Raw genomic sequence first — 26,201 nt, forward strand, 5'->3', positions numbered from 1 at the left:
GCGGGGCGGTGGGGCGCCCCGTTGCGAGTGTGGCTCAATACAGCGAACCGGCATTGACGATCGGCTGGGTGCCGCGGTCAGAGCACAGCACGGTCAGCAGGTTGCTGACCATGTGCGCCTTGCGCTCCTCGTCCAGCTCAACCACCCCGTTCTTCTGCAGTTCGGCCAGGGCCATCTCGACCATGCCGACCGCACCGGCCACGATGCGCGTGCGCGCGGCGATCACCGCGTTGGCCTGCTGCCGCTGCAGCATCGCCTGGGCGATTTCAGCGGCGTAGGCCAGGTGGCTGATGCGCGCGTCGATCACCTGCACACCCGCATCGGCCAGGCGCTCGGCCAGCTCGTTCTTCAGGTGCTGGGAGATCTCGTTGGCATGGCTTCGCAGGGCCAGCTGGCCGTCCTCGTGCTGGTCGTAGGGATAGCTGGTGGCCATCGCGCGCAGCGCGGATTCGGACTGGATGTGCACGAAGCTCTCGTAGTCGTCCACGTTGTAGACCGCTTCGGAGGCGTCGACCACCTGCCAGACGATCACTGCGGCGATCTCGATCGGGCTGCCGTCCAGCTCGTTGACCTTCAGCTTGCCGCTCTCGAAGTTGCGCACGCGCTGGCTGACCCGGCGCTTGGCGTAGAAGGGGTTGTTCCAGCGCAGGCCGTTGTCCTTGACGGTGCCGACGTACTTGCCGAACAGGCTCAGCACGGCCGCCTGATTGGGCTGGATGGTGTACAGGCCGGCCAGGATGAAGACCGCGGCAGCGACCACCAGCACGCCGGCCAGCATCAGCAGCAGATTGGGCGAGCCGGTGCTGGCCTTGGCCGCCACCCCCAGCACGAACAGCGCGCCGCCGGCCAGCGCAGCCAGCAGGGATCCGGCCAGGGTGCCGAGGCCGTTGAGGGAGGCAAGCGACTTCTCTTTCATGGCGGTACGTCCTTGAGGGTTCGAAGTGAAGATATCAAAGTGATATCACTTGTCGACTACCGTTCGTCGGATGCCATGGCCCGGGTGCCCGGCCAGCTAGAATGCCCACCCGCCTTCACATCGCTGCTGGAACTGCCATGGCCAAGCTTGGAACTCCGTTGTCCCCCTCCGCCACCCGCGTGCTGCTGCTGGGCTCGGGCGAACTCGGCAAGGAGGTGGCCATCGAGCTGCAGCGGCTGGGTGTGGAGGTGATCGCCGCCGACCGTTACGCCGACGCGCCGGCGATGCAGGTCGCACACCGCTCGCACGTGATCGACATGCTGGACGCGATGGCCCTGCGCGCGCTGATCGCCCAGGAGCAGCCGCACCTGGTAGTGCCGGAGATCGAGGCCATCCACACCGAGACCCTGGTCCAGCTGGAACAGGAGCAGGGCCTGCGGGTGATCCCGACCGCGCGTGCTGCACGCCTGACCATGGACCGCGAAGGCATCCGCCGCCTGGCCGCCGAAACCCTGGGCCTGCCGACCTCGCCGTACCGCTTCGTCGATACCGAGGCCGAGTACCGTGCTGCCGTGGCCGCCATCGGCCTGCCGTGCGTGGTCAAGCCGGTGATGTCGTCCTCGGGCAAGGGCCAGAGCACCCTGCGCAGCGAGGCGGACATCGCCCCGGCCTGGGAGTACGCGCAGACCGGTGGCCGTGCCGGTGCGGGCCGCTGCATCGTCGAAGGTTTCATCGATTTTGATTACGAGATCACCCTGCTGACCGTGCGCCACGCCGGCGGTACCTCGTTCTGCGCGCCGATCGGCCACCTGCAGAAGGACGGCGACTACCGCGAAAGCTGGCAGCCGCAGCCGATGTCGAGCGCGGCACTGGCGCGCGCGGAAGAGATCTCGCGCGCGATCACCGACGACCTCGGCGGCTGGGGCCTGTTCGGTGTCGAGCTGTTCGTGAAGGGTGATGAGGTGTGGTTCAGCGAAGTGTCGCCGCGCCCGCACGACACCGGCCTGGTGACGCTGGTATCGCAGGAGCTGAGCGAGTTCGCGCTGCACGCGCGCGCCATCCTCGGCCTGCCGATTCCGGTGATCCGCCAGAGCGGCGCGTCGGCCTCGTGCGCGCTGCTGGCGCACGGCGAGGGCGTGCCGTACTTCAACAACGTCGCCGCCGCCCTGCACGTGCCGGACACCGCCGTGCGCCTGTTCGGCAAGCCGAGCGTGCACGGCCATCGCCGCGTGGGCGTGACCCTGGCGCGCGCGGAAACCATTGACGAAGCACGCGCCATCGCGCGTGATGCCGCCGACGCCATCGGCGTCGAACTGCGCCCGTAAAGCGGTAGCGCCGGGCCATGCCCGGCGGCTTTCCCTGCGCTGCGTAAGTTTCCTGTAGAGCCGGGCCCACGCTACGCTCGGCTGCTTTTCAATCCGTGCCGCGCGCGAGAGCCGAGCGTGGGCTCGGCTCTACAGCGCAATCTGCCTTACGGCTTCACGTCCACCCACACCAGGTGGTGGTCGCTGCCGTCGGCGATCTTCGCCTCCGGGCTTTCATTGGCCGGCCAGAAGATGCCGCTGCCGATGTACTCGAAACCGGTCGAGGGCAGTACGTAGTCCAGGCGCATGGTGCCGGACTTCGGGCCGAAGTCGCCGGTGGCGTGGAACGGTGCGCCCTTGCGCTCGATGCCCTTGGCCGCATAGGCCAGGCTGGTCTGCTCACCGCCGACGCTGCGCGGGGTGGGGTAGCGCAGCACGCGGGCGTTCTCGATCAGCTCGACGATCGCCTCATGGCGGCCATCGCCATCGACCGGGTCGTTGTTCAGGTCGCCGAGGATCACGAAGCGTGCGTCCTGCGCCAGGCCACCGCACTGGCCCTTGTCGTCACACAGCCACGGCTTGTCACCCTTGGAAAGGTACTCCTGCCACAGGCGCAGCTCGTCGTGGTTGCGCGCCGCGTTGCGCTTCTCCGGGCCGTCGAACACCGGCGGGGTCGGGTGCGAGACCAGCGCATGCACCACGCCGGCCGGGGTCTTCACCGGCACGTCCCAATGCGACTTCGACGACAGGCGCAGCTGCGACCACACCTGGTCGTTGTAGAAGCTCTGGCCGGTACGCGGATCGACCGGGCGGATGGCACCCGGCATCGCACTCCATTTCAGCAGCTGGAAGCTGCGTACCTTGGCTTCATCGATCGGGTAACGCGACAGCACCAGCATGCCGTACTGGCCCGGGTGCAGGCCGTAGCCCCACGCATCGTTGCCGCGGCTGCGGCCTTCGCCGCCGACCACGCCGTTGTTGTCCAGGTCCAGGCCACTGGGCACGCCGGTATTGACCGGGGCCAGATAGCGGTAGGCGAAGTGCAGCGGCTTGCCGCCGCCGGGCTGGGCGACTTCCAGGTAGCGCTTCTGGAACAGGTCGGCGGCGCGATGGGTGTCGTCGGAATCGAATTCGTTCAGCAGCACCAGATCCGGGCGCACCTGCTGCAGTACCGCGGCGATCTTGCGTGCGTGCTCGCTGTCGCCTTCCAGTTCCTTGATCAGGCCACCGGCGTCGTCGGAGTACAGCGAGGTGTTGTAGGTAGCCAGGCGCAGCGCAGTGGACGGCTTTTCGGTCATCGCGGGGGACGTGGCGAAGGCAGGGGCGGTGGCGCCGCAGAGCAGGGCCAGGGCGAGGATCAGGGGATGGCGGCGGGTCATGTTCATGGGCCGTATTGTGCACCTGGCCTGGTGTCAGCGGTTTGTCAGCGCCCGTCCAGTTCGTTGTCGAAATCGTGCCAGCGGCGGCCGTCGTACGCCTCCAGCGGATGGAAGCGGCGCTTGTAGTCCATCTTCTGGTGGCCGCGGATCCAGTAGCCCAGGTACACGTGTGGCAGGCCCTCGCGGCGCGCCCATTCAATCTGCTGCAGGATCGCGAAGGTGCCCAGCCCGCGCGCGGCGTGGTCCGGGTCGAAGAACGTGTAGACCGCCGACAGGCCGTGCTCGGTGACGTCGGTCACCGCCACCCCCAGCAGTTGGCTGGGCTGGCCGTCGTGGCCGGGCAGGCGCATTTCCATGAAACGGGTGTGCGACCAGCTGCCGATCAGGAACTGCTCGAATTCGTGCGGGCCGTGGTCGTCCATGCCGCCATTGGCGTGGCGGTGGGTGAGGTAGCGGTGATACAGCGCGAACAGGTCGTCGTGGGCGGTGGCGGCGGTGATCCGTACCTCCAGGTCGGCATTGCGGGCGGCGCAGCGGCGCTGGCTGCGGTCCGGAGCGAAGCGCGCCACCGGGATCCGCACCGCCACGCAGGCCTGGCAGTGCGCGCAATGGGGCCGGTAGACCAGATCGCCGCTGCGGCGGAAGCCCCAGCTCAGTGCCAGCGGATAGAGCGCACCGAGGCGGCGGTCGTTCGGGTCCAGCACCAGGTCGCGTGCCACCCGGTCCGACCAGTACCCGCAGGGGTGCTCGCCGGTCTGGAAAAGTCGCAGTTCGTCGTCTCTGTCGCCATGCATCGCCATGGGCACAGCATAGCCCCAGGTTGTCGCAGTGGCGGCGACTGTCCGCCGGATGAATGGCACCGGCAGCGGCGTCAACCGATGTCGCGCCCGGGCGTTGTTGTCCCCCGAGGGTGAAGTGATCACCCCGACGCTGTTCCCATCCCCAGGAGTGACCTCATGATCCGTACCCCCCTGCTGCTGGCCCTGCTGCTCGGCACCTCCGCTTCCGGTATCGCGCTCGCTGCCGACACCCCGGCCACGCCCGCGCAGCGTCCGGCCAAGCTGGACACCAACGGCGACGGCGTCATCGACCGCGGCGAAGCCGCTGCCAACCCGCGCCTGGCCGCGAAGTTCGACGAGCTGGACAAGAACAAGGACGGCAAGCTCTCGCGCGATGAGCTGCCGCGCTGGAAGCATGGTCGCCGTGGCCACGGCGGTGAGCGCTGGGCCAAGCTGGACGCCAACAAGGACGGCCGCATCAGCCGCGAGGAAGCCAAGGCCGACCCGCGCCTGGCCGCGCGCTTCGACCAGCGTGATCTGAACAAGGACGGCTACCTGGACAAGGCCGACCGCGAGCTGCGTATGAAGCAGCATCGTGATGCCTGGTTCGCTGCCGCCGACACCAACAAGGACGGCCAGCTGAGCAAGGCCGAGTTCGACGCCGCCAAGGGCCCGATGCACGGTGGCCCGCGCCATGGCGGTCCGCGCGACGGTGGCGCACCGGCGCCGCAGCGCTGAGGGTCGACGCAGTGAATGACGACAACGCCGGCAGACTGCCGGCGTTGTCCGTTATACGTTTCCGCTGCGCATCAATGCATACACCACCAGGGCGATCACGAAGACGTTCGCGCCGATGATGCCGGTGCGCCCGTAGACGGATTCGTATTGCCAGTTGGTTCCGCTGCGGCCGCGCCGCGCCGAATCACGCGCGATCATGGGGGCCATCACGCGCTGCAGCGGCACCAGGCACTGGTAGTTCACCGTACCCAGGCCGATGACGAGAATGGCAAGTTGCAGCCACAGCGGCACCTGCAGCATCAGCGAAACCAACAGGCTGGTGCAGACGACCATCGCAGTGAACGTATTGAGGTGCACGAACCGTCGCACGGCCGCCCGTTCCTGCGGGGTGTCTGCGAAGCGCAGCAGGAAGCGGCCCCCCAGATAGCTGCCGATGATGCCACCGACGACGCCCCCGGCAACGGCGGCCCAGTTGCTGGCGGGTATCAGGTGCAGCTGGCTGGCGGCGGCCGTCAGTGAACCCATGGCTGCGCCGCCTGCGGCACTGACGCCGCCCAGGCCCAGCTTGCTGCCGCCCACGCCGACGCCGGTGCTGAGCAGGATCGCGGCACTGGCGGTGCCGGGTGCGGCCACCAGGACCATCGACACCACGGCGGTGGCGAATGCAGCGCTCGGCGCGCTGCTGCGTGCGAACTCACCGAAGCGCTGCAGCAGGCCGTCGCGCACCAGGGTGCGGGCGCGCGACAGGCGCTTGCGCACCGCCGCGTCGCTGAGACCGAGCAGGTCGGCCACTTGCTGCGAGCGCTGGCCTTCGCGGTAGTACAGCAACAGCACTTCGCGGCTGTCGGCGGGTAGGGTGGAGATGATGTCCTCGGCGGCGATTTCTTCCTCCACCCGCTGCAGGCGATCGGCGGCGCCCGGCGACGGATCTGCGGCCATCCCCATCGCCACCTCGGCCGCCTCGCCGGTCAGTGGACGGCCACGCTGGGCGCGCAGCCAGTCGCGGGCCAGGTTGCGGGTGATCTGCCGCAGCCACGGCAGGAAGCTGGTCGCGCTGCGCAGCTGGTGCAGCTGCTGCCAGCCCTTCACAAAGGCTTCCTGGGCAATGTCCTCGCTGGCCTGGCGGTCGCGGGTGATGGCCAGCGCGATGGCGGTGACCGTGTTCTGGCAGGCCAGCACGATGCGCCCGTAGGCGTGCTGGCAACCGCTGGCGGCAGCGGGCAGTTCGCGTTCCAGGGTCTGGTCGATCGATGCGGCGAACGTCGTCATGGCGGCGGCTCTCCTGCTGGGATTGTGTCCCATGACGGAGCTGCGCGCCCAATGTGACCGCAGATGCTGATGCATCTGCGGTCCGCGCATTCCACCTCATCCCCGCGCCGTTGGCGCACCCCCTTGAACAACAAGGGGGCTCCAATCCTGACGGGTTACGGTGAAGTCGCGACCCTGCTGCCAGGCCGCCGTGCTCGCCGGGCATGGCCCGGCGCTGCCGCCTCTTACTTGGAGGGCTGGATACGGACCCGGATTTCTTCCTCTTCCGGCGCGCCCTGAGGGGCCGGTTGCGCCTGCTGCGGCTGGGCCTGCGGGGCAGGGGCCGGTGCGGCAGGTGCCGGGGCGCCGCGATGGCGCAGGCCGATCACCAGCGCCACGCCGGCGATCACCACCAGCAGGGCGATGCGGATGCGCCAGGCCCAGCCGCGGCCGCTGCCGCTCGTTTCGGCGGTGTCGCGGAAGGCGAACTCGGCGGTTGGGTGGTCGCGGCGGGTGGTGTCGAGCAGGCGGGCCTCGCGCAGGATTTCGCGTGCGCGCGGCTGATCGTCGGCGCGCACGATCCAGACTGCCGGGTAGGCGTTGGCGTTGCCCAGGTCGGTATAGCTGAACTGACCGCGGCGGCGGGTCTTGTACGAGCGCCCGTTGGTCACCTTGACGTCGATGCCGTGCTCGCGCAGCAGGTCGGCTACGCCTTCGACGGTTTCCACGCGCTGGCTGCTGAAGATCTGGCGCATCGGTTTACTCCTTGGCCGGCACGGCGGCGGCCGCGGCCTGGTCGGGAACCACGCGGATCAGGCCCTCCTGCGCGGTACTGGCCACCAGCACGCCGTTGCGGGTGAAGAACTGGCCGCGGGCCAGGCCGCGCGAATCCTGCGCGCTGGGGCTGTCCAGGGAGTACAGCAGCCAGTCGTCGGCGCGGAACGGGCGATGGAACCAGATCGCGTGGTCGAGCGAGGCCATCTGCACGTGCGGGTGGTAATAGCTGATGCCGTGCGGGAAGGTTGCCGTTCCCAGCAGGTGGAAATCGGAGGCATAGGCCAGCAGCGCCTGGTGCAGTTCCGGGGCGTCGCCGACCGGCTCGCTCAGGCGCAGCCACACCTGGTGGTAGGGCGGACGCTTGGGCGGGTTCAGTTCGTCACGCGGGTAGACATGGCGGAACTCGAACGGGCCGCCGCGCGACAGCCAGCGCTGCACCTTGATCGGCAGCCGCTCCAGCACTTCGGCCGGCAGCGGACGGTTCGGTTCGATGTCTTCCGGCTGCGGCACTTCGGGCATCTTGTGCTGGTGCTCGGCGCCGGTCTCGGCCTGCTGGAACGAGGCCGCGCAGAAGAAGATCACCTTGCCGTGCTGGATCGCAGTGACCCGGCGTACCGAGAAGCTGCCGCCGTCGCGGGTGCGGTCCACGTCGTAGACGATCGGGTGGTCGATGTTGCCGGCGCGCAGAAAGTAGGCGTGCAGTGAGTGCACGTGGCGGCCGTTGTCGACCGTGGCCTGGGCCGCGGCCAGCGCCTGGCCCAGCACCTGCCCGCCGAACACGTACTTGGTGCCGATGTCGCGGCTCTGCCCGCGGAACAGGTTGTCCTCCAGCCGCTCCAGGGTGAGCAGGTCGATCAGCTCGGAGACGACGGGTTCGGGCGTGTCGTTCAAGGGGGCGGCCACGGCAGTGAAAGAGGGCCTGATTATACCGGTCAGGGGTCAGTTCCCTTTCGCCCGGCGAAAGGGATCTGACCCCGGGCGAGGCAACCGCTATTTGCCGAGGCGGGCCACGAGCGCCTGCAGGGCGTTCTGTGCGTCCGGCGCAAACCAGGCCTCGACGAAGCGGTCGAGCTGGATCAGGTCCGGCTGCAGCGCCACGTGCAGGTCCGCGCGGGCGATGGCGCGGGTCAGCAGCATCGGCTGGCGCGGCTGCTTGAGCAGGTTCTGCAGCCAGGCCACGGCACGCGCGACCACCAGGTCACCTTCGGCCAGTTCGTCGACCAGGCCGATCTGCAGCGCCTGTTCGGCCGGCACCAGCGAACCGGTGGTCAGCAGGACACCGGCGCGGTGCACGCCCACCGCACGGCGCAGCAGGCGCTGGATGCCCTCCGGTGCGATCAGGCCGACCTGCACTTCGTTCAGGCCGATGGCATATGGTCGCGACGGATCGGCGCTGCGCGCCATGACGCGGTAGTCGCAGCACAGGGCCAGCACGCAGCCACCCGCCGGGGCGTGGCCGGTGATCGCCGCGACCACCGGAATGCGGCTCTCGGCCAGCGTGCGCACGGCGCCAAAGAAGGCGTTCCAGGTGTCCAGCAACTTGTGCTTGTCATCTCCATGCGAGAGCAGGTGCGGCACGTCCATGCCGCCGGTGAAGATGCGCTCGCTGCCCGACAGCACGATGCCGTGCGCGTCTTCGGCCATGGCCAGCTCGATGGCATGGATCAACTGCCGGCACAGTTCGGTGTCCAGTGCGTTGACCGGCGGCCGCGCCAGGCGCAGTTCGCGAATGGGGCCATGGTTGATCACCTCGATGAGCGTCGTCATGCTGCGGTCTCGTTGCGAAGAAGGAACCTGGACGATGATAACCAAACCATTCGTTGGCGTACTGTTGGTTCTGTGTGCGGCCGCAGCATCGGTTTCGGCGGCGGAACCGGCCTGCGTCACGGTGGAGCAGGGCTGGGCGCGGTTGCCACCGAATCCGGCGATGCCGATGACCGCCGGCTACGGCGTGATCCACAACGGCTGCAGCAAGGCGGTGGTGATCACCGGCGCAAGCAGTGCGGTGTTTGGCGATGTGTCGCTGCACGAAACCACCATCGTCGATGGGGTCAGCCGGATGCGCGCGATCGAGCGCCTGCCATTGGCACCGGGCGCGCGTGCCGAGCTCAAGCCCGGTGGCCTGCACCTGATGCTGATGCAGGGCAAGGGCCCGTTGAAGGAAGGCCAGGCGCTGCCGCTGCGGCTGCAGCTGGAAGGCGGTGGCGAAGCGAGTGCGGCGCTGACCGTGCGCAAGGCTGCGCCGTAGCGGGATGGTAGTGCCGGCCGCTGGCCGGCAGCACAGCAAATGCCGGCCAGCAGCCGGCACTACTGCGGGGGCTTACGTCCAGTCGTACGAGAACAGCACCGTGCGGCTTTCCGGCTCGTACAGCATCACGATCGCATCGGCACCGGTGGCGCACCAGTTGTAGCCGGCCACGTCGGCCACGGCGAAGAACGTGTTGCCATTGCGGGTGATGATCACCGTTTCAGCATCGTCCGCAGCGTTGGGGTCATCGGCAGCGTCGGTGAAGCCCAGTTCGAATGCCGCGGGAATCTCCGCGGTCTCGGTCCAGTTGCCGAAGCCTATCGGTCCCCCCAGCGTATCCAGGTAATCGCGCTCGCTGGCCTCACCGTTGCCGTAGCGCGAGTAGCAGGCGAGACGGCCGTGCGCGGCATGGTAGTCGCGGGCCTTGGCGTAGCTCTCGCGCATCTGTGCGATGTGTTCCCGCGCGTGCTTGTCCTGCACCGCGTCACCGATGAAATAGCCCTCGTTGCCGAGAAAGCGCATCTCGTTGCCGGCGGTCAGTTCGAAGGCGATCCAGTTAGTGCCGGTGAAATCGTTGTGGTGTTCTTCGGTGGTCTCGCCGATGCAGCCGTCATACGGCTCGATCGGGCACAGCATCGTTGCCACCTGGCCGGCCAGTTCCGGGCGCAGCACGCCCAGGTCGATCTTCAGCAGCGGCAGCAGATGCTGGGCGAGCCACGCCTGGTCAGCGGGGAAGACGTCGGTGGGGAAGGGGACCATGCCGGGCAGCAGGTCGCTCAGTTCAGTCTGGTGGATCATGTCAATCCTTTGAATTGCAACGGTAGCGCCGGGCCATGCCCGGCGGACCAGACGCCGACCAAGGTCGGCATCTACCAGAAGCGGATCAGCTCGACGCGCTGCGGATCGCCTCCGGCAGCGGTGCGCTCCTGCCGGTCTGCGTATCCATCCAGACCACCACCACGTTACCGTCGGAATACAGCTTCGAATCGTCCTGCTGGTCGACGATGCGGTGGCCGATGGTCACGCTGCTGTTGCCCAGGCGCTCGACGAACAGCTCGACCAGGATGTCGTTGGGCCACACGATCGGCAGCCGGTAGTTGACGTTGGTCGCGGCCACCACCGGTGCGATGCGGTCGGTCATCGACACGCCTTCAACGCCCAGCATCCAGCGCACACGGGCTTCTTCCAGATAGGAAATGTACTTGGCGTTGTTGACGTGGCCCATGCTGTCCATGTCGCGCCACCGTACGCTGATCGGGATGCGGGCCAGGATCTTGTGTTCGCTGCTCATCAGGCGTCCTTCTTCTTGCGGGTCGTCGCGGTCTTGCTGGTCTTGCCGGTGCTCTTGGCAGCCACCGCCTTCTTCGCCGGCTTCTCAGGCTTCACCTTGCGTGGCGGACGGGCGTCGGGCTTGTTGGCCACCGCAGCCGGTTGCTCCGGGCGCGCGCTGGTGGAGGGCAGCATGCGGGCCAGGAACTGGCCGGTGTACGACTGCGGGCAGGCCGCCACGTCCTCCGGCGTGCCGGTGACCAGGATGGTGCCACCGCGATGGCCGCCTTCCGGTCCCAGATCCACAATCCAGTCGGCGGTCTTGATCACGTCCAGGTTGTGCTCGATCACCACCACCGTGTTGCCTTCGTCGCGCAGCTTGTGCAGCACGCCCAGCAGCGCTTCGATGTCGTGGAAGTGCAGGCCGGTGGTCGGCTCGTCGAGGATGTACAGGGTGCGGCCGGTATCGCGGCGTGACAGTTCCTTGGACAGCTTCACGCGCTGCGCTTCACCACCGGACAATGTGGTCGCGCTCTGGCCCAGCTTGATGTAGCTCAGGCCGACGTCGACCAGTGTTTCCAGCTTGCGCGCGATCGACGGCACCGGCTCGAACAGCTTCAGCGCATCCTCGACGGTCATTTCCAGCACGTCGTTGATGTTGAAGCCCTTGTACAGGATCTCCAGCGTCTCGCGGTTGTAGCGCTTGCCATGGCAGACATCGCACGGCACGTACACGTCCGGCAGGAAGTGCATTTCGACCTTGATCAGGCCATCACCCTGGCAGGCTTCGCAGCGGCCGCCGCGCACGTTGAAGCTGAAGCGGCCCGGCGAATAGCCACGCGCACGCGCTTCGGGCACCTGTGCGAACAGTTCGCGCAGGGGAGTGAACAGGCCGGTGTAGGTGGCCGGGTTCGAACGCGGGGTGCGGCCGATCGGCGACTGGTCGATGTCCACCACCTTGTCGAACAGGTCCAGGCCATCGATCTCCTTGTAGGGAGCGATCGGATGCGAGGCGCCGTTGATCTCGTTGGCGGCCAGCGAGAACAGGGTGTCGTTGATCAGGGTCGACTTGCCCGAGCCGGACACGCCGGTCACGCAGGTCAGCAGCCCCGACGGAATCGCCAGGTCCACGTCCTTCAGGTTGTTGCCGGTCGCCCCGCGCAGATGCAGGGTCATTTTCGGGTTCGGGGTGTGCCGGCGCGCCGGGATCTCGATCGCGCGCTTGCCCGAAAGGTACTGGCCGGTCAGCGAGCGTGGTGCCTCCAGGATGTCCTGCAGGGTGCCCTGGCCGACGATCTCGCCGCCGTGCACGCCCGCGCCCGGGCCGATGTCCAGCACATAGTCGGCCAGCCGGATCGCATCCTCGTCATGCTCGACCACGATCACCGTGTTGCCCAGGTCACGCAGGCGGGTGAGGGTGCCGAGCAGGCGTTCGTTGTCGCGCTGGTGCAGGCCGATCGACGGCTCGTCGAGCACGTACATCACGCCGACCAGGCCGGCGCCGATCTGGCTGGCCAGGCGGATGCGCTGCGCCTCGCCTCCGGACAAGGTGTCGGCCTTGCGCTCCAGGGTCAGGTAATCCAGGCCGACATCGACCAGGAAGCCGAGGCGTTCGCCGATCTCCTTGACGATCTTCGCGGCGATCTCGCCGCGCCAGCCCGGCAGGCTCAGTTCGCTGAAGAACTTCAGTGCCTCGTCGATCGGCAGCACCACCAGCTCCGGTAGCGGACGATCAGCCACGAACACGTTGCGTGCCGCCTTGTTCAGGCGCGCGCCGTTGCATTCCGGGCACGGCTGTTCGCTGATGTACTTGGACAGCTCCTCGCGCACCGCCGGCGATTCGGTTTCCTTGTAGCGGCGTTCGAGGTTGGGAATGATGCCCTCGAAGCGATGCTTGCGCTGGGTGCGGCCACCGGCTTCGGTGAAGTAGGTGAAGGTGATCGTTTCGTCGCCGCTGCCGTACAGCACGGCCTGCTGGATCTTGGCCGACAGCGAGTTCCACGCGGCGTCCACGTCGAACTTGTAGTGCTTGGCCAGCGAGGCGATCAGCTGGAAGTAGTAGGCGTTGCGACGGTCCCAGCCACGCACCGCGCCAGCGGCCAGCGACAGCTCCGGGTGCACGACCACGCGCGAAGGGTCGAAGAACTCGGCGATGCCCAGGCCATCGCAGCCGGGACAGGCACCCATCGGTGCGTTGAACGAGAACAGACGCGGTTCCAGCTCCGGCAGCGAGTAGTCGCAGACCGGGCAGGAGTACTTGGAGGAGAACAGTGCCGGCGTGGCGTCGGCGGTGTCCAGGCTCTGCACCGAGGCCATGCCATCGCCGAGCTTCAGCGCGGTCTCGAAGCTCTCGGCCAGGCGCTGCTTGATGTCCTCGCGCGGGCGGAAGCGGTCGATCACCGCCTCGATGGTGTGCTTCTGGCGCAGCGCCAGCGGCGGCACCGCATCGATTTCATGCAGCTCGCCGTCCACGCGCACACGCACGAAGCCCTGCGCGCGCAGCTGGTCGAACACCTGGGCGTGTTCGCCCTTGCGGTCGCGGATGACCGGGGCCAGCAGCATGTAGCGCTGTTCCGGGTCCAGGGTCAGTACCTGATCGACCATCTGGCTGACCGTCTGCGCTTCCAGCGGATAGCCGTGGTCCGGGCAGCGCGGAGTGCCGACGCGGGCGTACAGCAGGCGCAGGTAGTCGTAGATCTCGGTGATGGTGCCGACCGTCGAACGCGGGTTGTGCGAGGTCGACTTCTGCTCGATCGAGATGGCCGGAGACAGGCCTTCGATGTGGTCCAGGTCCGGCTTTTCCATCACGCTCAGGAACTGGCGCGCATAGGCCGACAGCGATTCGACGTAGCGGCGCTGGCCTTCTGCATAGATGGTGTCGAACGCCAGCGAGGACTTGCCCGAACCGGACAGGCCGGTGATCACGATCAGCTTGTCGCGGGGCAGGTCGAGGTCGAGGTTCTTCAGATTGTGCGTCCGCGCGCCGCGGATGCGGATGAAATCCATCGCCATGGGGGATCCGGTTGTGGGGGCGTTGGCTGGGTGCCGGGCCAGCAGGGAACGGCAATCGGTCAGCCTACCGAGGTGACCAGATGGGGGCAATGGGCGACAATGCCAGCCCGATGTCTCACCTGATGAGACAGGCCGACAGCTTTGTGTAGAGCCGGGCCATGCCCGGCTGCCTGGGCTCCGGACCGTTCAGCCGGGCATGGCTCGGCCCTACAGGGCCGGCCCCGGGCTGTGCAGGGGTTGACTTGACCCGCGCCCGCTGATCTGCGTACAATTCCGCTCCTGTCCGCCCTCGATGGCGGCAGCTCAGACCACAATAACTACAGAGGAAGGCCTGGTCATGTACGCAGTACTGGTCACCGGCGGTAAGCAATACCGCGTGGCGCAGGGCGAAAAGCTCCGCATTGAAAAGCTCGAAGTCGAAGTCGGCAGCGAGATCAAGTTTGACAACATCCTGATGCTGGGTGACAGCGACGGCGTGAAGCTGGGCGATGCGCTGAAGGGTGCTGCCGTCACCGCCAAGGTCCTGTCCCAGGGTCGTGCTGACAAGGTCCGGATCATCAAGTTCCGTCGCCGCAAGCACCACATGAAGCGTCAGGGTCACCGTCAGTACTACACCGAAATCGAGATCACCGGCATCGCCGGCTAAGCATCAGGAGAAGCAGTCATGGCACATAAAAAGGGCGTAGGCTCCTCGCGCAACGGTCGCGACTCCAACCCGAAGTACCTGGGCGTCAAGATCTTCGGCGGCCAGGCCATCGAAGCCGGCAACATCATCGTGCGTCAGCGCGGCACCCAGTTCCACCCGGGTTCGGGCGTTGGCCTGGGCCGTGACCACACCCTGTTCGCCCTCGTGGACGGCAAGGTGGAGTTCTCGGTCAAGGGCGCCAAGAAGCGTCGCACCGTCAGCATCGTCTCGGCCGACGCCTGATCCAGGCATCGCCGGCACCCGTGCCTCGGCATGGCCGTGCTGGATGAAGAGCACGCTGCATGAAGAGCCCCGCTTCGGCGGGGCTTTTCGTTAGAGTGGACGCAAGACCGGCCAGGCCGGGTTGCCGGCCAGTGGCTGGCATGACATTCAAGGCGGCGGCTGGCAGGCCGCGCCCATCGCAGGCATCGAAACAATGAAACTGGTAGACGAAGCAGAAATCGAAGTGTTCGCCGGCAACGGCGGCAACGGCTGCATTGGCTTCCGTCGCGAGAAGTTCATTCCGCTCGGCGGCCCGGACGGCGGCGACGGCGGTGCGGGCGGCAGCGTGTACATCCGCGCCGACGAAAACCTGAACACCCTGGTCGACTTCCGCCATGACCGCATCTTCAAGGCGCAGCGTGGCGAGAACGGCATGGGTCGCCAGGCCTATGGCAAGGGCGGCGAAGACCTGACCATCACCGTGCCGGTCGGCACCGTGGTGATCAACGTCGCCACCGATGAAGTCATCGGCGACCTGACCCAGCACGGCGATCGCCTGCTGGTGGCCAAGGGTGGCCGTGGTGGCCTGGGCAACATGCATTTCAAGAGTTCGACCAACCGCTCGCCGCGCCAGGCGCTGCCGGGCGAGCCGGGCGAAGAGCGCACGCTGAAGCTGGAGCTGAAGCTGCTGGCCGATGTCGGCCTGCTGGGCTTCCCCAACGCGGGCAAGAGCACCCTGATCCGCGCCGTTTCGGCGGCGACGCCGAAGGTGGCCGATTACCCGTTCACCACGCTGTACCCGAACCTGGGTGTGGTGAAGGTGGAGAACTACCGCAGCTTCGTGATTGCCGACATTCCGGGCCTGATCGAAGGGGCCGCGGATGGCGCCGGCCTCGGTGCGCAGTTCCTGCGGCACCTGCAGCGCACCCGTCTGCTGCTGCACCTGGTGGACATCTCGCCGATGGAAGGTGGGGTGGAAGGCATTTCCCCGGTCGAGCAGGTGCGTGCGATCGAGCGCGAACTGGAAAAGCACGATCCGGAGCTGCTGCAGAAGCCGCGCTGGCTGGTGCTGAACAAGGCTGACCTGATGTTCGAAGACGAAGCGAAGGCCGCGGCCGAGCAGATCGTCGCCGAGCTGGGCTGGAAGGAGCCGTGGTTCCTGGTCTCGGCGCTGGGCCGCGAAGGCACCTTCCCGATCATGAGCCGGATCATGGCGTTCTTCGATCGCCAGAAGGAAGACGAGCTGGAAGCCCGCAACGCGCAGTGATGCCGTTGTGGTTCCGTGCAAAAACCCGGCTTCGGCCGGGTTTTTTGTTGGGACTGCTTTTGCTGTAGAGCCGAGCCATGCTCGGCTTTCCGCGCAGACGGCAGCCGAGCGTGGGCTCGGCTCTACATAAGCTGGATCGCAGGCAACAAAAAACCCGGCCGAGGCCGGGCTTTTGTCTGCAGCCCAAACCCCGAAGGGCAGGGCGACAACGCCGGATCAGGCGGCCTTGAGGGCCTTGATGCGGTCGTTCAGGCGGCTCTTATGGCGAGCAGCCTTGTTCTTGTGGATCAGGCCACGCGCGCTGAAGCGATCCAGGATCGGCTGGGCAACGGCGAAGGCGGCTTCGGCGCCGGCGGCATCGTTGGCGTCCAGCGCCTTGATCACTTTCTTGACAGCGGTGCGCAGCATCGAGCGCTGAGCCACGTTGCGCGCGTTGCGCACGACGGTCTGCTTGGCGCGCTTCTTGGCGGACTTGATATTGGCCACGGTGGTGGTTTCCTGAAAAAATCGGTGTTATGGGAACAGCAAGCTAGCTAGTATGATGGCCCGAGAAATGCACGTCAAGTCGATTGTCAAGAGGGACGCTGAGTGAGTTCACCGAAGATGTTGCGAGGCCTGCTGTCGTTCAGCAGCATGACCATGGTCTCGCGGGTGCTCGGACTTGTCCGGGACCAGGTGATCACCACCACGTTCGGCACCAATGCGGTCACCGATGCGTTCTGGGTTGCCTTCAGGGTACCCAATTTCCTGCGCCGGTTGTTCGCCGAAGGCTCTTTCGCCACCGCTTTCGTGCCGGTGTTCACGGAAGTGAAGGAAACCCGCAGCCACGCCGAACTGCGTGAGTTGATGGCCCGCACCGCCGGTACCCTGGGTGGGGTGCTGATGCTGGTCACCGCCGTGGCGCTGATCTTCGCACCGCAGCTGGCCTCGGTCTTCTCAAGCGGCGTTGATACCGACCCGGTGAAGCAGGGCCTGCTGATCGACCTGTTCCGCCTGACCTTCCCGTTCCTGTTGTTCGTCTCGCTCACCGCGCTGGCCGGCGGTGCGCTGAACAGCTTCCAGCGATTCGCCATGCCGGCGCTGACCCCGGTCATCCTCAACCTGTGCATGATCGCCGGTGCGCTGTGGCTGGCCCCGCGGCTGGGCGGCACTCCAGAGAAGCAGATCCTGGCACTGGGCTGGGCGGTACTGGCCGCCGGTATCCTGCAACTGCTGTTCCAGCTGCCCTCACTGAAGGGCATCAACCTGCTGACCCTGCCGCGCTGGGGCTGGAGCCACCCGGGCGTGCGCAAGGTGATGACGCTGATGGTGCCGACCCTGTTCGGCTCGTCGGTGGCGCAGATCAACCTGCTGCTGGACACCGTCATCGCGGCCAAGCTGACCGATGGCTCGCAGTCCTGGCTTTCGCTGGCCGACCGCTTCCTGGAGCTGCCGCTGGGCGTGTTCGGCGTGGCGCTGGGCACGGTGATCCTGCCGGCGCTGGCCCGCCACCACGTGAGTACTGACCGCGAGGGCTTCTCGCGCTCGCTGGACTGGGGCCTGCGCATGACCCTGCTGATCTCGGTGCCGGCCATGCTGGGCCTGCTGCTGCTGGCCGAGCCGCTGATCGCGACCATCTTCCAGCATGGCCAGTTCAGCGCCTTCGACACCCGCATGACCGCGCTGTCGGTGTACGGCCTGAGCTTCGGCCTGCCGGCGTTCGCCCTGTTGAAAGTGGTGCTGCCGGCGTTCTACGCCCGCCAGGACACCAAGACGCCGGTCCGTGCCGGTGTGGCCGCGCTGGTGGCCAACATGGTGTTCAACTTCGCGCTGCTGGCCGTGCTGTACCAGGTGATGGTGCCCGATGAGCTGAAAGCGCAGGGCGTAATGGCGGCCATCGGCAAGCAGCCGGGCCTGCACCTGGCGCTGGGCATTGCCAGCGCACTGTCCAGTTACCTGAACCTGGGCCTGTTGTGGTACTGGCTGGGCAAGACCGACGTCTACCAGCGCCGGCCGGGCTGGGGCGGCTATCTGCTGCGCCTGCTGCTGGCCTGTGCGGCCATGGTTGGTGTGCTGCTGGCCCTGTTGCACTGGCTGCCAGCGTTCTCCGCGATGGGTGTCTGGGAGCGGATCGGCAGCCTGTCGCTGCTGGTCGGCGGTGGCGGTGCGACCTACGCGGTGGCCATGCTGGCGATGGGCTTCCGCCCGCGCGACCTGCGTGGGCATTGATCGCGGCCCGTGGCGGCTATACTTCAGGGTTACACCATTGAAACGGCGGCCCCGGTCGGGCCGGAACGAGAGTTGATGAGCAGGCTGTTCAGAAGCGTCGAGGGCGGGGAGCTGTTCCCGAACGGAAGCGTGGTCTGTATCGGTGCATTCGACGGCCTCCACCTGGGTCATCGTGCGCTGGTCCGCCACGCGGTTGCCCGCGCGCGCGCCTTGGGCGTGGCCGCGGTGGCCGTGGCGTTCGAGCCGCTGCCGCGTGAATTCTTCGCCCAGGGCACGCCGCCGCCGCGGCTGACCCTGGCCCGCAGCAAGGTCGAGATCCTGCGCGAGCTCGGTGTCGATGCGATCGGCCTGCTGCGTTTCGACGCGGCAATGGCGGCGATGCCGGCCGAGACCTTCGTGCACCAGCTGCTTGTCAATCGCCTGAGTGCGCGTGAGGTCTGGATCGGGCCGGAGTTCTGCTTCGGCAACCGCCGTCGCGGCGACCTGGCCCTGCTGCAGAAGATGGGCGCCGAACTGGGCTTTACCGCGGGTGAAATCGAAGCGGTCGACCTGCATGGCGAGCGCATCTCCAGCACCCGCATCCGCCAGCTGCTGCAGGAGGGCGACTTCGCCCGCGCCAACGATCTGCTGGGCCGACCGTACGCGATCAGCGGCCGGGTGGTGCGCGGGCGCCAGCTCGGCCGTACGCTGGGCTTCCCCACCGCCAACCTGCGTTTCCCGAAGACCCCTGCGCTGTCGGGCATCTACGCGACCTGGGTGCACGGCGTGTTCGACCAGCCGTGGCCGTCGGTGTCCAGCTTCGGCACGCGGCCGACGGTGGAGGGCGTGGAGCCGCTGCTGGAAGCCCACCTGTTCGATTTCCAGGGCGACCTGTACGGTCGACACATCGAAGTGGAATTCGTCGCCAAGCTGCGCGACGAAGAGAAATTCAATGATCTGGCGGCCCTGACCGACCAGATGCACCGCGACGCCGAACAGGCGCGCGCCATCCTTTCCGAACATAGATTGCGAGCCACTGCGTGAGCCAGGACTACAAGACCACCCTGAACCTGCCAGCCACCGAATTCCCGATGCGCGGCGACCTGCCCAAGCGCGAGCCGGGCATTCTGGCGCAGTGGGAAGCGCAGGGGCTCTACCAGCAGCTGCGCGACAACGCCGCCGGCCGCCCGCTGTTCGTGCTGCACGATGGCCCGCCGTACGCCAACGGCCGCATCCACCTCGGCCACGCGGTCAACAAGATCCTGAAGGACATCATCGTCAAGTCGCGCTACCTGGCCGGCTTCGATGCGCCCTACGTGCCGGGCTGGGACTGCCATGGCCTGCCGATCGAGATCGCGGTCGAAAAGAAGTGGGGCAAGGTCGGCACCAAGCTCGACGCCGTTGAATTCCGGCAGAAGTGCCGCGAGTTCGCCGAAGAGCAGATCAACATCCAGCGCGTGGACTTCAAGCGCCTGGGCGTGACCGGTGACTGGGACAACCCGTACAAGACCCTGAGCTTCGACTTCGAAGCCAACGAGATCCGTGCGCTGGCCAAGGTCGTGGCCAATGGCCACCTGGTCCGCGGCGCCAAGCCGGTGTACTGGTGCTTCGACTGTGGCTCGGCGCTGGCCGAGGCCGAGATCGAGTACCAGGAAAAGGAATCGCCGGCGATCGACGTGGCCTACGCCGCGCGTGATGCGCAGGCCATCGGCCAGGCGTTCGGCGTGAGCGTGCCGGCCGACGTCGAAGTGGCGGTGCCGATCTGGACCACCACCCCGTGGACGCTGCCGGCCTCGCTGGCGGTGTCGCTGGGTGCGGAAATCAACTACGTGCTGGCCGAAGGCCCGGCGCACAACGGCAAGCGCCGTTGGCTGGTGCTGGCTGCCGCGCTGGCCGAGCGCGCACTGCAGCGCTACGGCGTGGACGAAGTGGTGCTGCACGGTGAAACCACCGGCGCGGCGCTGGAAAACCAGCTCCTGGCGCATCCGTTCTACCCGGAACGCGGGATCCTGGTGCTCAACGGCGACCATGTGTCCGACGAGGACGGTACCGGTGCGGTGCATACCGCCCCCGGCCATGGCCAGGAAGACTTCGTGGTCAGCCAGAAGTACGGCCTGCTGGACAAGTACAACGCCGGCCAGGTGACCCCGATCGACGGCCGTGGCGTGTACCTGGAATCGACCCCGCCGGCAGGTGACGTGGTGCTGGCTGGCCAGCACCTGTGGAAGGCGCAGGAGGCCATCGTCGGCGTGCTGCGCGACAACGGTTCGCTGCTGGCGTTCCATCCGATCCGCCACAGCTACCCGCACTGCTGGCGCCACAAGACGCCGGTGGTGTTCCGCGCCACTCCGCAGTGGTTCATCTCGATGGACAAGGCCAACCTGCGCAACGATGCGCTGGCCGCCATCGACACCGTCGGCTGGTTCCCGACCTGGGGCAAGGCGCGCATCCAGAGCATGGTCGACGGTCGTCCGGACTGGACCATCTCGCGCCAGCGCACCTGGGGTGTGCCGATCGCACTGTTCACCCATCGCCAGACCGGCGAGATCCACCCGCGTTCGGTGGAACTGATGCAGCAGGTCGCCGACCGCGTCGAAGCCGAGGGCATCGACGTGTGGTATTCGCTGGATGCTGCCGAACTGCTGGGTGCCGAAGCGGCCGACTACGAGAAGGTCACCGACATCCTCGACGTCTGGTTCGATTCGGGCGTGACTCATGAGGGCGTGCTCGCCGCGCGTGGCTTCGGCAAGCCGGCCGATCTGTACCTGGAAGGTTCCGACCAGCACCGTGGCTGGTTCCAGTCTTCGCTGCTGACCGGCGTGGCGATCGACAAGCGCGCCCCGTACAAGCAGTGCCTGACCCACGGCTTCACCGTGGACGAGCACGGCCGCAAGATGTCCAAGTCGCTGGGCAACGGCATCGAGCCGCAGGACATCATGAACAAGCTGGGCGCGGACATCCTGCGCCTGTGGATCGCCTCGGCCGACTACAGCAACGAGATGTCGCTGTCGCAGGAGATCCTCAAGCGTAACGCCGACGCCTACCGTCGCCTGCGCAACACCGCACGCTTCCTGCTCGGCAACCTGGACGGTTTCGATCCGGCCCAGCACCTGCAGCCGCTGGATCAGATGGTCGCGCTGGACCGTTGGATCGTGCATCGCGCGTGGGAGCTGCAGGAGAAGATCAAGGCGGCCTACGACGGCTACAACATGGCCGAGATCGTGCAGCTGCTGCTGAACTTCTGCAGCGTGGACCTGGGCTCGCTGTACCTGGATGTGACCAAGGACCGCCTGTACACGATGCCGACCGATTCGCACGGTCGCCGTTCGGCGCAGAGCGCGATGTACCACATCGCCGAAGCGTTCACCCGCTGGGTCGCACCGATCCTGACCTTCACCGCCGACGAGCTGTGGGGCTACCTGCCGGGCGAGCACGCCGGCCACGTGCTGTTCACCACCTGGTACGACGGCCTGGCGCCGCTGCCGGCCGATGCGCAGCTCAACGCCGCCGATTTCGACCAGCTGCTGGCTGTGCGCGAGCAGGTGGCCAAGGTGCTGGAACCGATGCGCGCCAACGGTGCCATCGGTGCCGCGCTGGAAGCGGAAATCACCATCGCCGCCAGCGAAGAGCAGGCCGCGCGCTGGCAGCCGCTGGCCGATGAACTGCGTTTCCTGTTCATCAGTGGTGACGTGCAGGTGCGTCCGGCGACCACCGACGAGGTGTTCGTCAGCGCCCAGCCGACCACCAAGGCCAAGTGCGTGCGTTGCTGGCACCACCGCGCCGACGTCGGCAGCAATGCCGATCATCCGGAGCTGTGCGGTCGCTGCGTGAGCAACATCACCGGTGCCGGTGAAGTGCGGAGCTGGTTCTGATGGCCGCGCCCCGTCCACATCCGAACGCCCTGGTCTGGCTGCTGCTGTCGGCGGCGATCATCGGCCTGGACCAGTGGTCCAAGGCCTGGGTCCTGTCGAGCCTGCCGGAGTTCCAGCCGGTGGTGGTCATCGACGGCTTCTGGAACTGGTACCGCACCTACAACACCGGTGCGGCGTTCAGTTTCCTGAGCGACGCCGGTGGCTGGCAGAAGCACTTCTTCACCGTGCTGGCGATCGTCATCAGCGGCCTGATGGCCTGGTGGCTGCGCGGCACCGCCCGTGGCAACTGGAAGGCGGCCGTGCCGTATGCGCTGATCATCGGCGGCGCGATCGGCAACGTGATCGACCGCCAGGTGCATGGTCATGTGGTCGATTTCATCCAGTGGTACGTGGGCAGCTACACCTGGCCCTCATTCAACATCGCCGATTCGGCCATCGTGGTGGGTGCCATCGGCATCGCCCTGTTTGGCCTGTTCGACGGCAAGTCCGCCAAAAAGGCGGATAATGCCAATCCGAAACCGTAAGCCGGCCGCTGCCGGGAGATTGAACTGATGGATGTGCTGCTCGCCAACCCGCGTGGTTTCTGTGCCGGTGTCGATCGTGCGATCGAGATCGTCAAGCGCGCGATCGAAACGCTGGGCGCGCCCATCTACGTCCGCCATGAAGTGGTGCACAACCGCTTCGTGGTCGACGACCTGAAGCAGCGCGGCGCGATCTTCGTCGAAGAACTCGATGAAGTGCCGGACAACAACACAGTCATTTTCAGCGCCCATGGCGTGTCCCAGGCCGTGCGTCAGGAAGCCGACCGCCGTGGCCTGAAGGTGTTCGACGCCACCTGCCCGCTGGTGACCAAGGTGCACTTCGAGGTCGCCCGCCACTGCCGTGCCGGCCGTGACGTGGTGCTGATCGGCCACGCGGGTCACCCGGAAGTGGAAGGCACCATGGGCCAGTGGAACCGCGAAGCCGGCACCGGCCAGATCTACCTGGTGGAGGACGTGGAGCAGGTTGCCACGCTGCACATCAACCAGCCGGAAAACTTCGCCTACACCACCCAGACCACGCTGTCGGTGGACGACACGCGCGGCATCATCGATGCATTGCGCGAGCGCTTCCCGGCGATGCAGGGCCCGAAGAACGACGACATCTGCTACGCCACGCAGAACCGCCAGGACGCCGTGCGCGACCTGGCCAAGCGCTGCGACCTGGTGCTGGTGGTCGGTTCGCCGAACAGCTCCAACTCCAACCGTCTGAGCGAGCTGGCCCGCCGTGAGGGCGTGGAGTCGTACCTGATCGACGGCGCGCACGAGATCGATCCGGCGTGGGTGGCAGGCAAGCAGCACATCGGCGTGACCGCAGGTGCCTCGGCGCCGCAGGTGCTGGTCGACGGCGTGCTCGCGCGCCTGGCCGAGCTGGGCGCCAGCGGCGTGGGCGAACTGGACGGCGAACCGGAATCGATGGTGTTCGCGCTGCCGAAGGAACTGCGGTTGCGGTTGGTCGACTGACCGCGGAAGCGCCTCATCCACGCATGGCGTGGATCTACTGAAACTGCTCTGGCGGGTGCGAACCTGGGTTCGCACGCTTTTTCGCATGCAAGGATGGGCGGCCTGCCCATGACCTTTGGCCATGGGGCGGGGCACCTTACAGGCCTAGCATCGGAAGATTCTCCGTTGTTGGAAGTTGCCCGATGAAGACCCGAGCCTTGGCGATGTCGTTGCTGTTCGCGCTGGCGGCCACGCCTGCACTGGCGCAGACCTCGCCACCGGCGAACGCGGCGGCTGCCGGCCTGCTGCGCATCGAGGTCGACGCGCGCGATCTGGCCCGTCGCATCTTCAAGGTGACCGCCACCGTACCGGCCAAGCCCGGCCCGATGACCCTGCTGTACCCGCAGTGGATTCCCGGCAACCATTCGCCCACCGGCCCGATCGACAAGCTGGCCGGCCTGCGCGTGACCGCCAACGGCAGGCCGCTGGCCTGGCAGCGCGACCAGTACAACGTCTATGCCTTCAAGGTGAACGTACCGGAGGGCGTCAGCGAGATCGTCGCCCACTTCGATTTCCTGTCTTCGCAGGGTGGCAGCCAGGGGCGGGTAGTGATGACCCCGGAGATGCTCAACCTGCAGTGGAATGCCAATTCGCTGTATCCGGCCGGCATCGATGCACGGCAGCTGCAGGCGCAGGCCAGCGTGACCCTGCCCAAGGGCTGGTCGTTCGCCACTGCGCTGGAAACCGCGCGCCGCGACGGCGACACCGTGGTGTTCAAGCCGATCTCCTACGACCACCTGGTCGATTCGCCGTTGTTCGCCGGTGAGCACTACCAGCGCATCGATCTCGACCCGGGTGCGAAGGTGCCGGTGCACCTCAATGTGTTTGCCGACGACGCCAAGTCGCTGAAGCCGAGCGAGGCGCAGATCACGATGCACCGCGCGCTGGTGCAGCAGGCCGACAAGCTCTACGGTGCGCGCCACTACAACCACTATGAGTTCCTGCTGGCATTGACCGACCGCCTCGGTGGCATCGGCCTGGAGCATCACCGTTCCAGCGAGAACAGTGCCGATCCGGGCTACTTCACCGAGTGGGACAGCAACGCGTGGATGCGTGACCTGCTGCCGCACGAGTACACCCATTCCTGGAACGGCAAGTACCGTCGCGGCGCCGACCTGGCCACCGCCAACTTCAACGTGCCGATGGGCGACAGCCTGCTGTGGGTGTACGAGGGCCAGACCCAGTTCTGGGGCCAGGTGCTGGCGGCGCGCTCGGGGCTGTGGTCGGCCGCGCAGGCGCGCGACATGCTGGCCAATGTGGCCGCGACCTATGACCGTGGCCGCCCGGGGCTGGCCTGGCGTCCACTGCAGGACACCACCAACGACCCGACCATCGCCCAGCGCCGTACGTTGCCCTACCGCAACTACCAGATGAGCGAGGACTACTACTCCGGCGGCCAGATGCTGTGGCTGGAAGTGGAGGGCAAGCTGCGCGAACTGAGCGGCAATCGCCGCAGCCTGGACGATTTCGCGCGTGCGTTCTTCGGCGTCGGCAATGGCGACTGGGACGTCAACCCGTACACCTTTGATGACGTGGTCGCGACTTTGAACGGCATTGCCCCGTATGACTGGGCCACGTTCCTGCGCGGGCGCCTGGACGGCCACGGTTCGTTGACTGGCGGCCTGGAGCTGGCGGGTTGGAAGCTGGTCTACCGCGATACCCCGAACGATGCCTACAAGGCGCAGGAGAAGCGCGCGAAGGCGGCGCTGCTGGCGTACTCGCTGGGTGCGACCGTGCTCGACAACGGCACGGTCGGTGATGTGATCTGGGACAGCCCGGCCTTCAACGCCGGTCTTGCACCTGGCATGAAGGTGATCGCGGTGGGCGGGCGCGAGTACAGCAGCCAGCGCTTGAAGGACGCGGTGGCTGCGGCAGCGAAGGACAAGGCGCCGATCATGTTGCTGGTGAAGCAGTTCGACCGCATTGAAACCATGAGCATCGCTTACCACGGTGGCCTGCAGTACCCGGTGCTGGAGCGCATCACCGGCAAGCCCGACCGCCTTGCAGATCTATGGAAGGCGCGATGAAGTCGCGCGCCCGCGATGGCGTGGTCCCGTTGATGGCGATCCTCGCCATCGTCGGCGCGTTCCTGCACGGCGATGGGCGATGGCTGCACTGGCTGGCCAAGCCCGCGACCACGCTGCTGATCGCGGCCATCGCCTGGCGTGTGCATGATCCGGCGCAGCCGTTCTACCGCCGCGCGGTGCTGGCCGGCATGCTGCTTTCGTGCGTGGGCGACATCGCGCTGATGCTGCCGATGGATGCGTTCGTGCCGGGACTGGTCGCGTTCCTGCTGGCGCATGTCTGCTACATCGTCGCCTTCCGCGATGGCCTGCGTGCCGGGCGTGGGCTGTTCGGCGCCGCTGTGCTGCTGGGTGCATTTGCCGTGCTCAACGTGATGGGCCTGTGGCCGCACCTGCCGGTGCCGATGCGTGTGCCGGTGCTGGCCTACGTGGTGGTGCTGGCGTCGATGGCGGTGCTGGCCCTGGCACGGCAGTGGCGCAGCCCGCAGCCCGGTGCCGTGGACGCCCGAAGCGCCCGCTGGGCCGCGGCAGGTGCATTGCTGTTCGTGGCCAGCGATTCCCTGCTGGCCTGGGACCGCTTCGCCGGTGGCCTGCCGTTGGCCAGCCTGCTGGTGTTGTCCACCTACTACGGCGCGCAGTACGCCATCGCCCGCTCGGTGAAATAGAAAAAGGGGACGGAGGGGATTAAGTCGCAAACCGCACCAAGGCAGATACGACTTAATCCCCTCCGTCC

24 protein-coding genes are annotated in these 26,201 nt (G+C 66.9%); 13 read left to right on the top strand and 11 right to left on the bottom strand.

Going from position 1 to position 26,201, the window contains the following annotated elements:
• Nucleotides 1-34: 34 nt before the first annotated feature.
• Nucleotides 35-916 (bottom strand): SPFH domain-containing protein, encoded by an 882-nt coding sequence (locus GOC52_RS05595; protein WP_043396748.1) that lies wholly within the window; start codon nt 914-916, stop codon nt 35-37.
• A 137-nt stretch (nt 917-1,053) separates the two neighbouring features.
• Between GOC52_RS05595 and purT the strand changes: the two genes are divergently transcribed.
• The gene (gene purT / locus GOC52_RS05600) at nt 1,054-2,241 is read left to right on the top strand and encodes a formate-dependent phosphoribosylglycinamide formyltransferase (RefSeq protein WP_043396745.1); all 1,188 of its coding nucleotides are present in this window, start codon (nt 1,054-1,056) and stop codon (nt 2,239-2,241) included.
• A gap of 146 nt (nt 2,242-2,387) precedes the next feature.
• Here the strand turns inward: purT and GOC52_RS05605 are convergent, their stop codons facing one another.
• Both GOC52_RS05605 and GOC52_RS05610 read right to left on the bottom strand, forming a co-directional pair.
• Nucleotides 2,388-3,605, bottom strand: coding sequence for an endonuclease/exonuclease/phosphatase family protein (locus GOC52_RS05605; RefSeq protein ID WP_191850870.1), 1,218 nt, complete (start codon nt 3,603-3,605; stop codon nt 2,388-2,390).
• Between the two features lie 38 nt (nt 3,606-3,643).
• Nucleotides 3,644-4,399 carry an arginyltransferase gene (locus GOC52_RS05610; protein ID WP_191850872.1) on the bottom strand — a complete coding sequence of 252 codons (756 nt, stop codon included), beginning with the start codon at nt 4,397-4,399 and terminating at the stop codon, nt 3,644-3,646.
• 156 nt (nt 4,400-4,555) lie between these two features.
• Here GOC52_RS05610 and GOC52_RS05615 point away from each other — a divergent pair, with 156 nt between their 5' ends.
• Nucleotides 4,556-5,116: an EF-hand domain-containing protein gene (locus tag GOC52_RS05615; protein ID WP_191850874.1), complete on the top strand. Its 561-nt coding sequence runs from the start codon at nt 4,556-4,558 to the stop codon at nt 5,114-5,116.
• A gap of 51 nt (nt 5,117-5,167) precedes the next feature.
• Here GOC52_RS05615 and GOC52_RS05620 read toward each other — a convergent pair whose 3' ends face one another.
• The 4 genes from GOC52_RS05620 to GOC52_RS05635 all read right to left on the bottom strand — a co-directional run bounded on the left by GOC52_RS05620 (nt 5,168) and on the right by GOC52_RS05635 (nt 8,908).
• Complete coding sequence (locus GOC52_RS05620) at nt 5,168-6,385, bottom strand: RNA polymerase sigma factor (protein ID WP_043396739.1); 1,218 nt, start codon at nt 6,383-6,385, stop codon at nt 5,168-5,170.
• Nucleotides 6,386-6,609: 224 nt separating this feature from the next.
• A complete protein-coding gene (locus GOC52_RS05625) occupies nt 6,610-7,119 on the bottom strand; it encodes a pathogenicity-like protein (protein WP_071305666.1) in 510 nt (169 codons plus the stop codon).
• 4 nt (nt 7,120-7,123) lie between these two features.
• Nucleotides 7,124-8,044 (bottom strand): acyl-CoA thioesterase II, encoded by a 921-nt coding sequence (tesB, locus tag GOC52_RS05630; protein WP_005408551.1) that lies wholly within the window; start codon nt 8,042-8,044, stop codon nt 7,124-7,126.
• Nucleotides 8,045-8,131: 87 nt separating this feature from the next.
• Entirely contained in the window at nt 8,132-8,908 is a 777-nt protein-coding gene (locus GOC52_RS05635; protein WP_010483336.1) for an enoyl-CoA hydratase/isomerase family protein, read from the bottom strand.
• 34 nt (nt 8,909-8,942) lie between these two features.
• On the opposite strand from GOC52_RS05635, the gene GOC52_RS05640 reads away from it, so the two are divergent.
• Complete coding sequence (locus GOC52_RS05640) at nt 8,943-9,389, top strand: copper chaperone PCu(A)C (RefSeq protein ID WP_010483333.1); 447 nt, start codon at nt 8,943-8,945, stop codon at nt 9,387-9,389.
• 72 nt (nt 9,390-9,461) lie between these two features.
• Here GOC52_RS05640 and GOC52_RS05645 read toward each other — a convergent pair whose 3' ends face one another.
• From GOC52_RS05645 to uvrA, 3 genes are all read right to left on the bottom strand, one after another.
• Complete coding sequence (locus GOC52_RS05645; protein ID WP_053442673.1) at nt 9,462-10,187, bottom strand: hypothetical protein; 726 nt, start codon at nt 10,185-10,187, stop codon at nt 9,462-9,464.
• 85 nt (nt 10,188-10,272) lie between these two features.
• The gene (locus tag GOC52_RS05650; RefSeq protein ID WP_010483330.1) at nt 10,273-10,680 is read right to left on the bottom strand and encodes an acyl-CoA thioesterase; all 408 of its coding nucleotides are present in this window, start codon (nt 10,678-10,680) and stop codon (nt 10,273-10,275) included.
• Nucleotides 10,680-13,670: an excinuclease ABC subunit UvrA gene (gene uvrA, locus GOC52_RS05655; RefSeq protein WP_191850876.1), complete on the bottom strand. Its 2,991-nt coding sequence runs from the start codon at nt 13,668-13,670 to the stop codon at nt 10,680-10,682. The genes GOC52_RS05650 and uvrA overlap by 1 nt, the downstream gene beginning before the upstream one ends.
• Nucleotides 13,671-14,007: 337 nt before the next feature.
• Here uvrA and rplU point away from each other — a divergent pair, with 337 nt between their 5' ends.
• The 3 genes from rplU (at nt 14,008) to cgtA (ending at nt 15,844) form a co-directional block, all read left to right on the top strand.
• Nucleotides 14,008-14,316: a 50S ribosomal protein L21 gene (rplU, locus tag GOC52_RS05660; protein ID WP_005408557.1), complete on the top strand. Its 309-nt coding sequence runs from the start codon at nt 14,008-14,010 to the stop codon at nt 14,314-14,316.
• Between the two features lie 18 nt (nt 14,317-14,334).
• Nucleotides 14,335-14,598 (top strand): 50S ribosomal protein L27, encoded by a 264-nt coding sequence (gene rpmA, locus GOC52_RS05665; RefSeq protein ID WP_005415704.1) that lies wholly within the window; start codon nt 14,335-14,337, stop codon nt 14,596-14,598.
• A gap of 193 nt (nt 14,599-14,791) precedes the next feature.
• Entirely contained in the window at nt 14,792-15,844 is a 1,053-nt protein-coding gene (cgtA, locus tag GOC52_RS05670) for an Obg family GTPase CgtA (RefSeq protein WP_010483324.1), read from the top strand.
• 216 nt (nt 15,845-16,060) lie between these two features.
• Here the strand turns inward: cgtA and rpsT are convergent, their stop codons facing one another.
• Nucleotides 16,061-16,330 carry a 30S ribosomal protein S20 gene (gene rpsT / locus GOC52_RS05675; RefSeq protein WP_005408560.1) on the bottom strand — a complete coding sequence of 90 codons (270 nt, stop codon included), beginning with the start codon at nt 16,328-16,330 and terminating at the stop codon, nt 16,061-16,063.
• A 117-nt stretch (nt 16,331-16,447) separates the two neighbouring features.
• On the opposite strand from rpsT, the gene murJ reads away from it, so the two are divergent.
• From murJ to GOC52_RS05710, 7 genes are all read left to right on the top strand, one after another.
• On the top strand, nt 16,448-18,052 hold the full coding sequence (murJ, locus tag GOC52_RS05680) for a murein biosynthesis integral membrane protein MurJ (protein WP_029379866.1): 1,605 nt from the start codon (nt 16,448-16,450) through the stop codon (nt 18,050-18,052).
• A gap of 75 nt (nt 18,053-18,127) precedes the next feature.
• Nucleotides 18,128-19,075 (top strand): bifunctional riboflavin kinase/FAD synthetase, encoded by a 948-nt coding sequence (locus GOC52_RS05685; protein WP_010483316.1) that lies wholly within the window; start codon nt 18,128-18,130, stop codon nt 19,073-19,075.
• Nucleotides 19,072-21,903: an isoleucine--tRNA ligase gene (ileS, locus tag GOC52_RS05690; RefSeq protein WP_049411378.1), complete on the top strand. Its 2,832-nt coding sequence runs from the start codon at nt 19,072-19,074 to the stop codon at nt 21,901-21,903. Before GOC52_RS05685 ends, ileS begins: the two co-directional genes overlap by 4 nt.
• Entirely contained in the window at nt 21,903-22,427 is a 525-nt protein-coding gene (gene lspA / locus GOC52_RS05695; protein WP_010483311.1) for a signal peptidase II, read from the top strand. The genes ileS and lspA overlap by 1 nt, the downstream gene beginning before the upstream one ends.
• Before the next feature lie 27 nt (nt 22,428-22,454).
• Nucleotides 22,455-23,405, top strand: coding sequence for a 4-hydroxy-3-methylbut-2-enyl diphosphate reductase (ispH, locus tag GOC52_RS05700; RefSeq protein ID WP_010483308.1), 951 nt, complete (start codon nt 22,455-22,457; stop codon nt 23,403-23,405).
• A 182-nt stretch (nt 23,406-23,587) separates the two neighbouring features.
• Nucleotides 23,588-25,471: a M61 family metallopeptidase gene (locus tag GOC52_RS05705; RefSeq protein WP_191850878.1), complete on the top strand. Its 1,884-nt coding sequence runs from the start codon at nt 23,588-23,590 to the stop codon at nt 25,469-25,471.
• The gene (locus tag GOC52_RS05710; RefSeq protein ID WP_191850880.1) at nt 25,468-26,133 is read left to right on the top strand and encodes a lysoplasmalogenase; all 666 of its coding nucleotides are present in this window, start codon (nt 25,468-25,470) and stop codon (nt 26,131-26,133) included. Before GOC52_RS05705 ends, GOC52_RS05710 begins: the two co-directional genes overlap by 4 nt.
• Nucleotides 26,134-26,201 lie beyond the last annotated feature (68 nt).

This window comes from Stenotrophomonas sp. SXG-1, from assembly GCF_014083965.1.
GTDB lineage: Bacteria > Pseudomonadota > Gammaproteobacteria > Xanthomonadales > Xanthomonadaceae > Stenotrophomonas > Stenotrophomonas geniculata.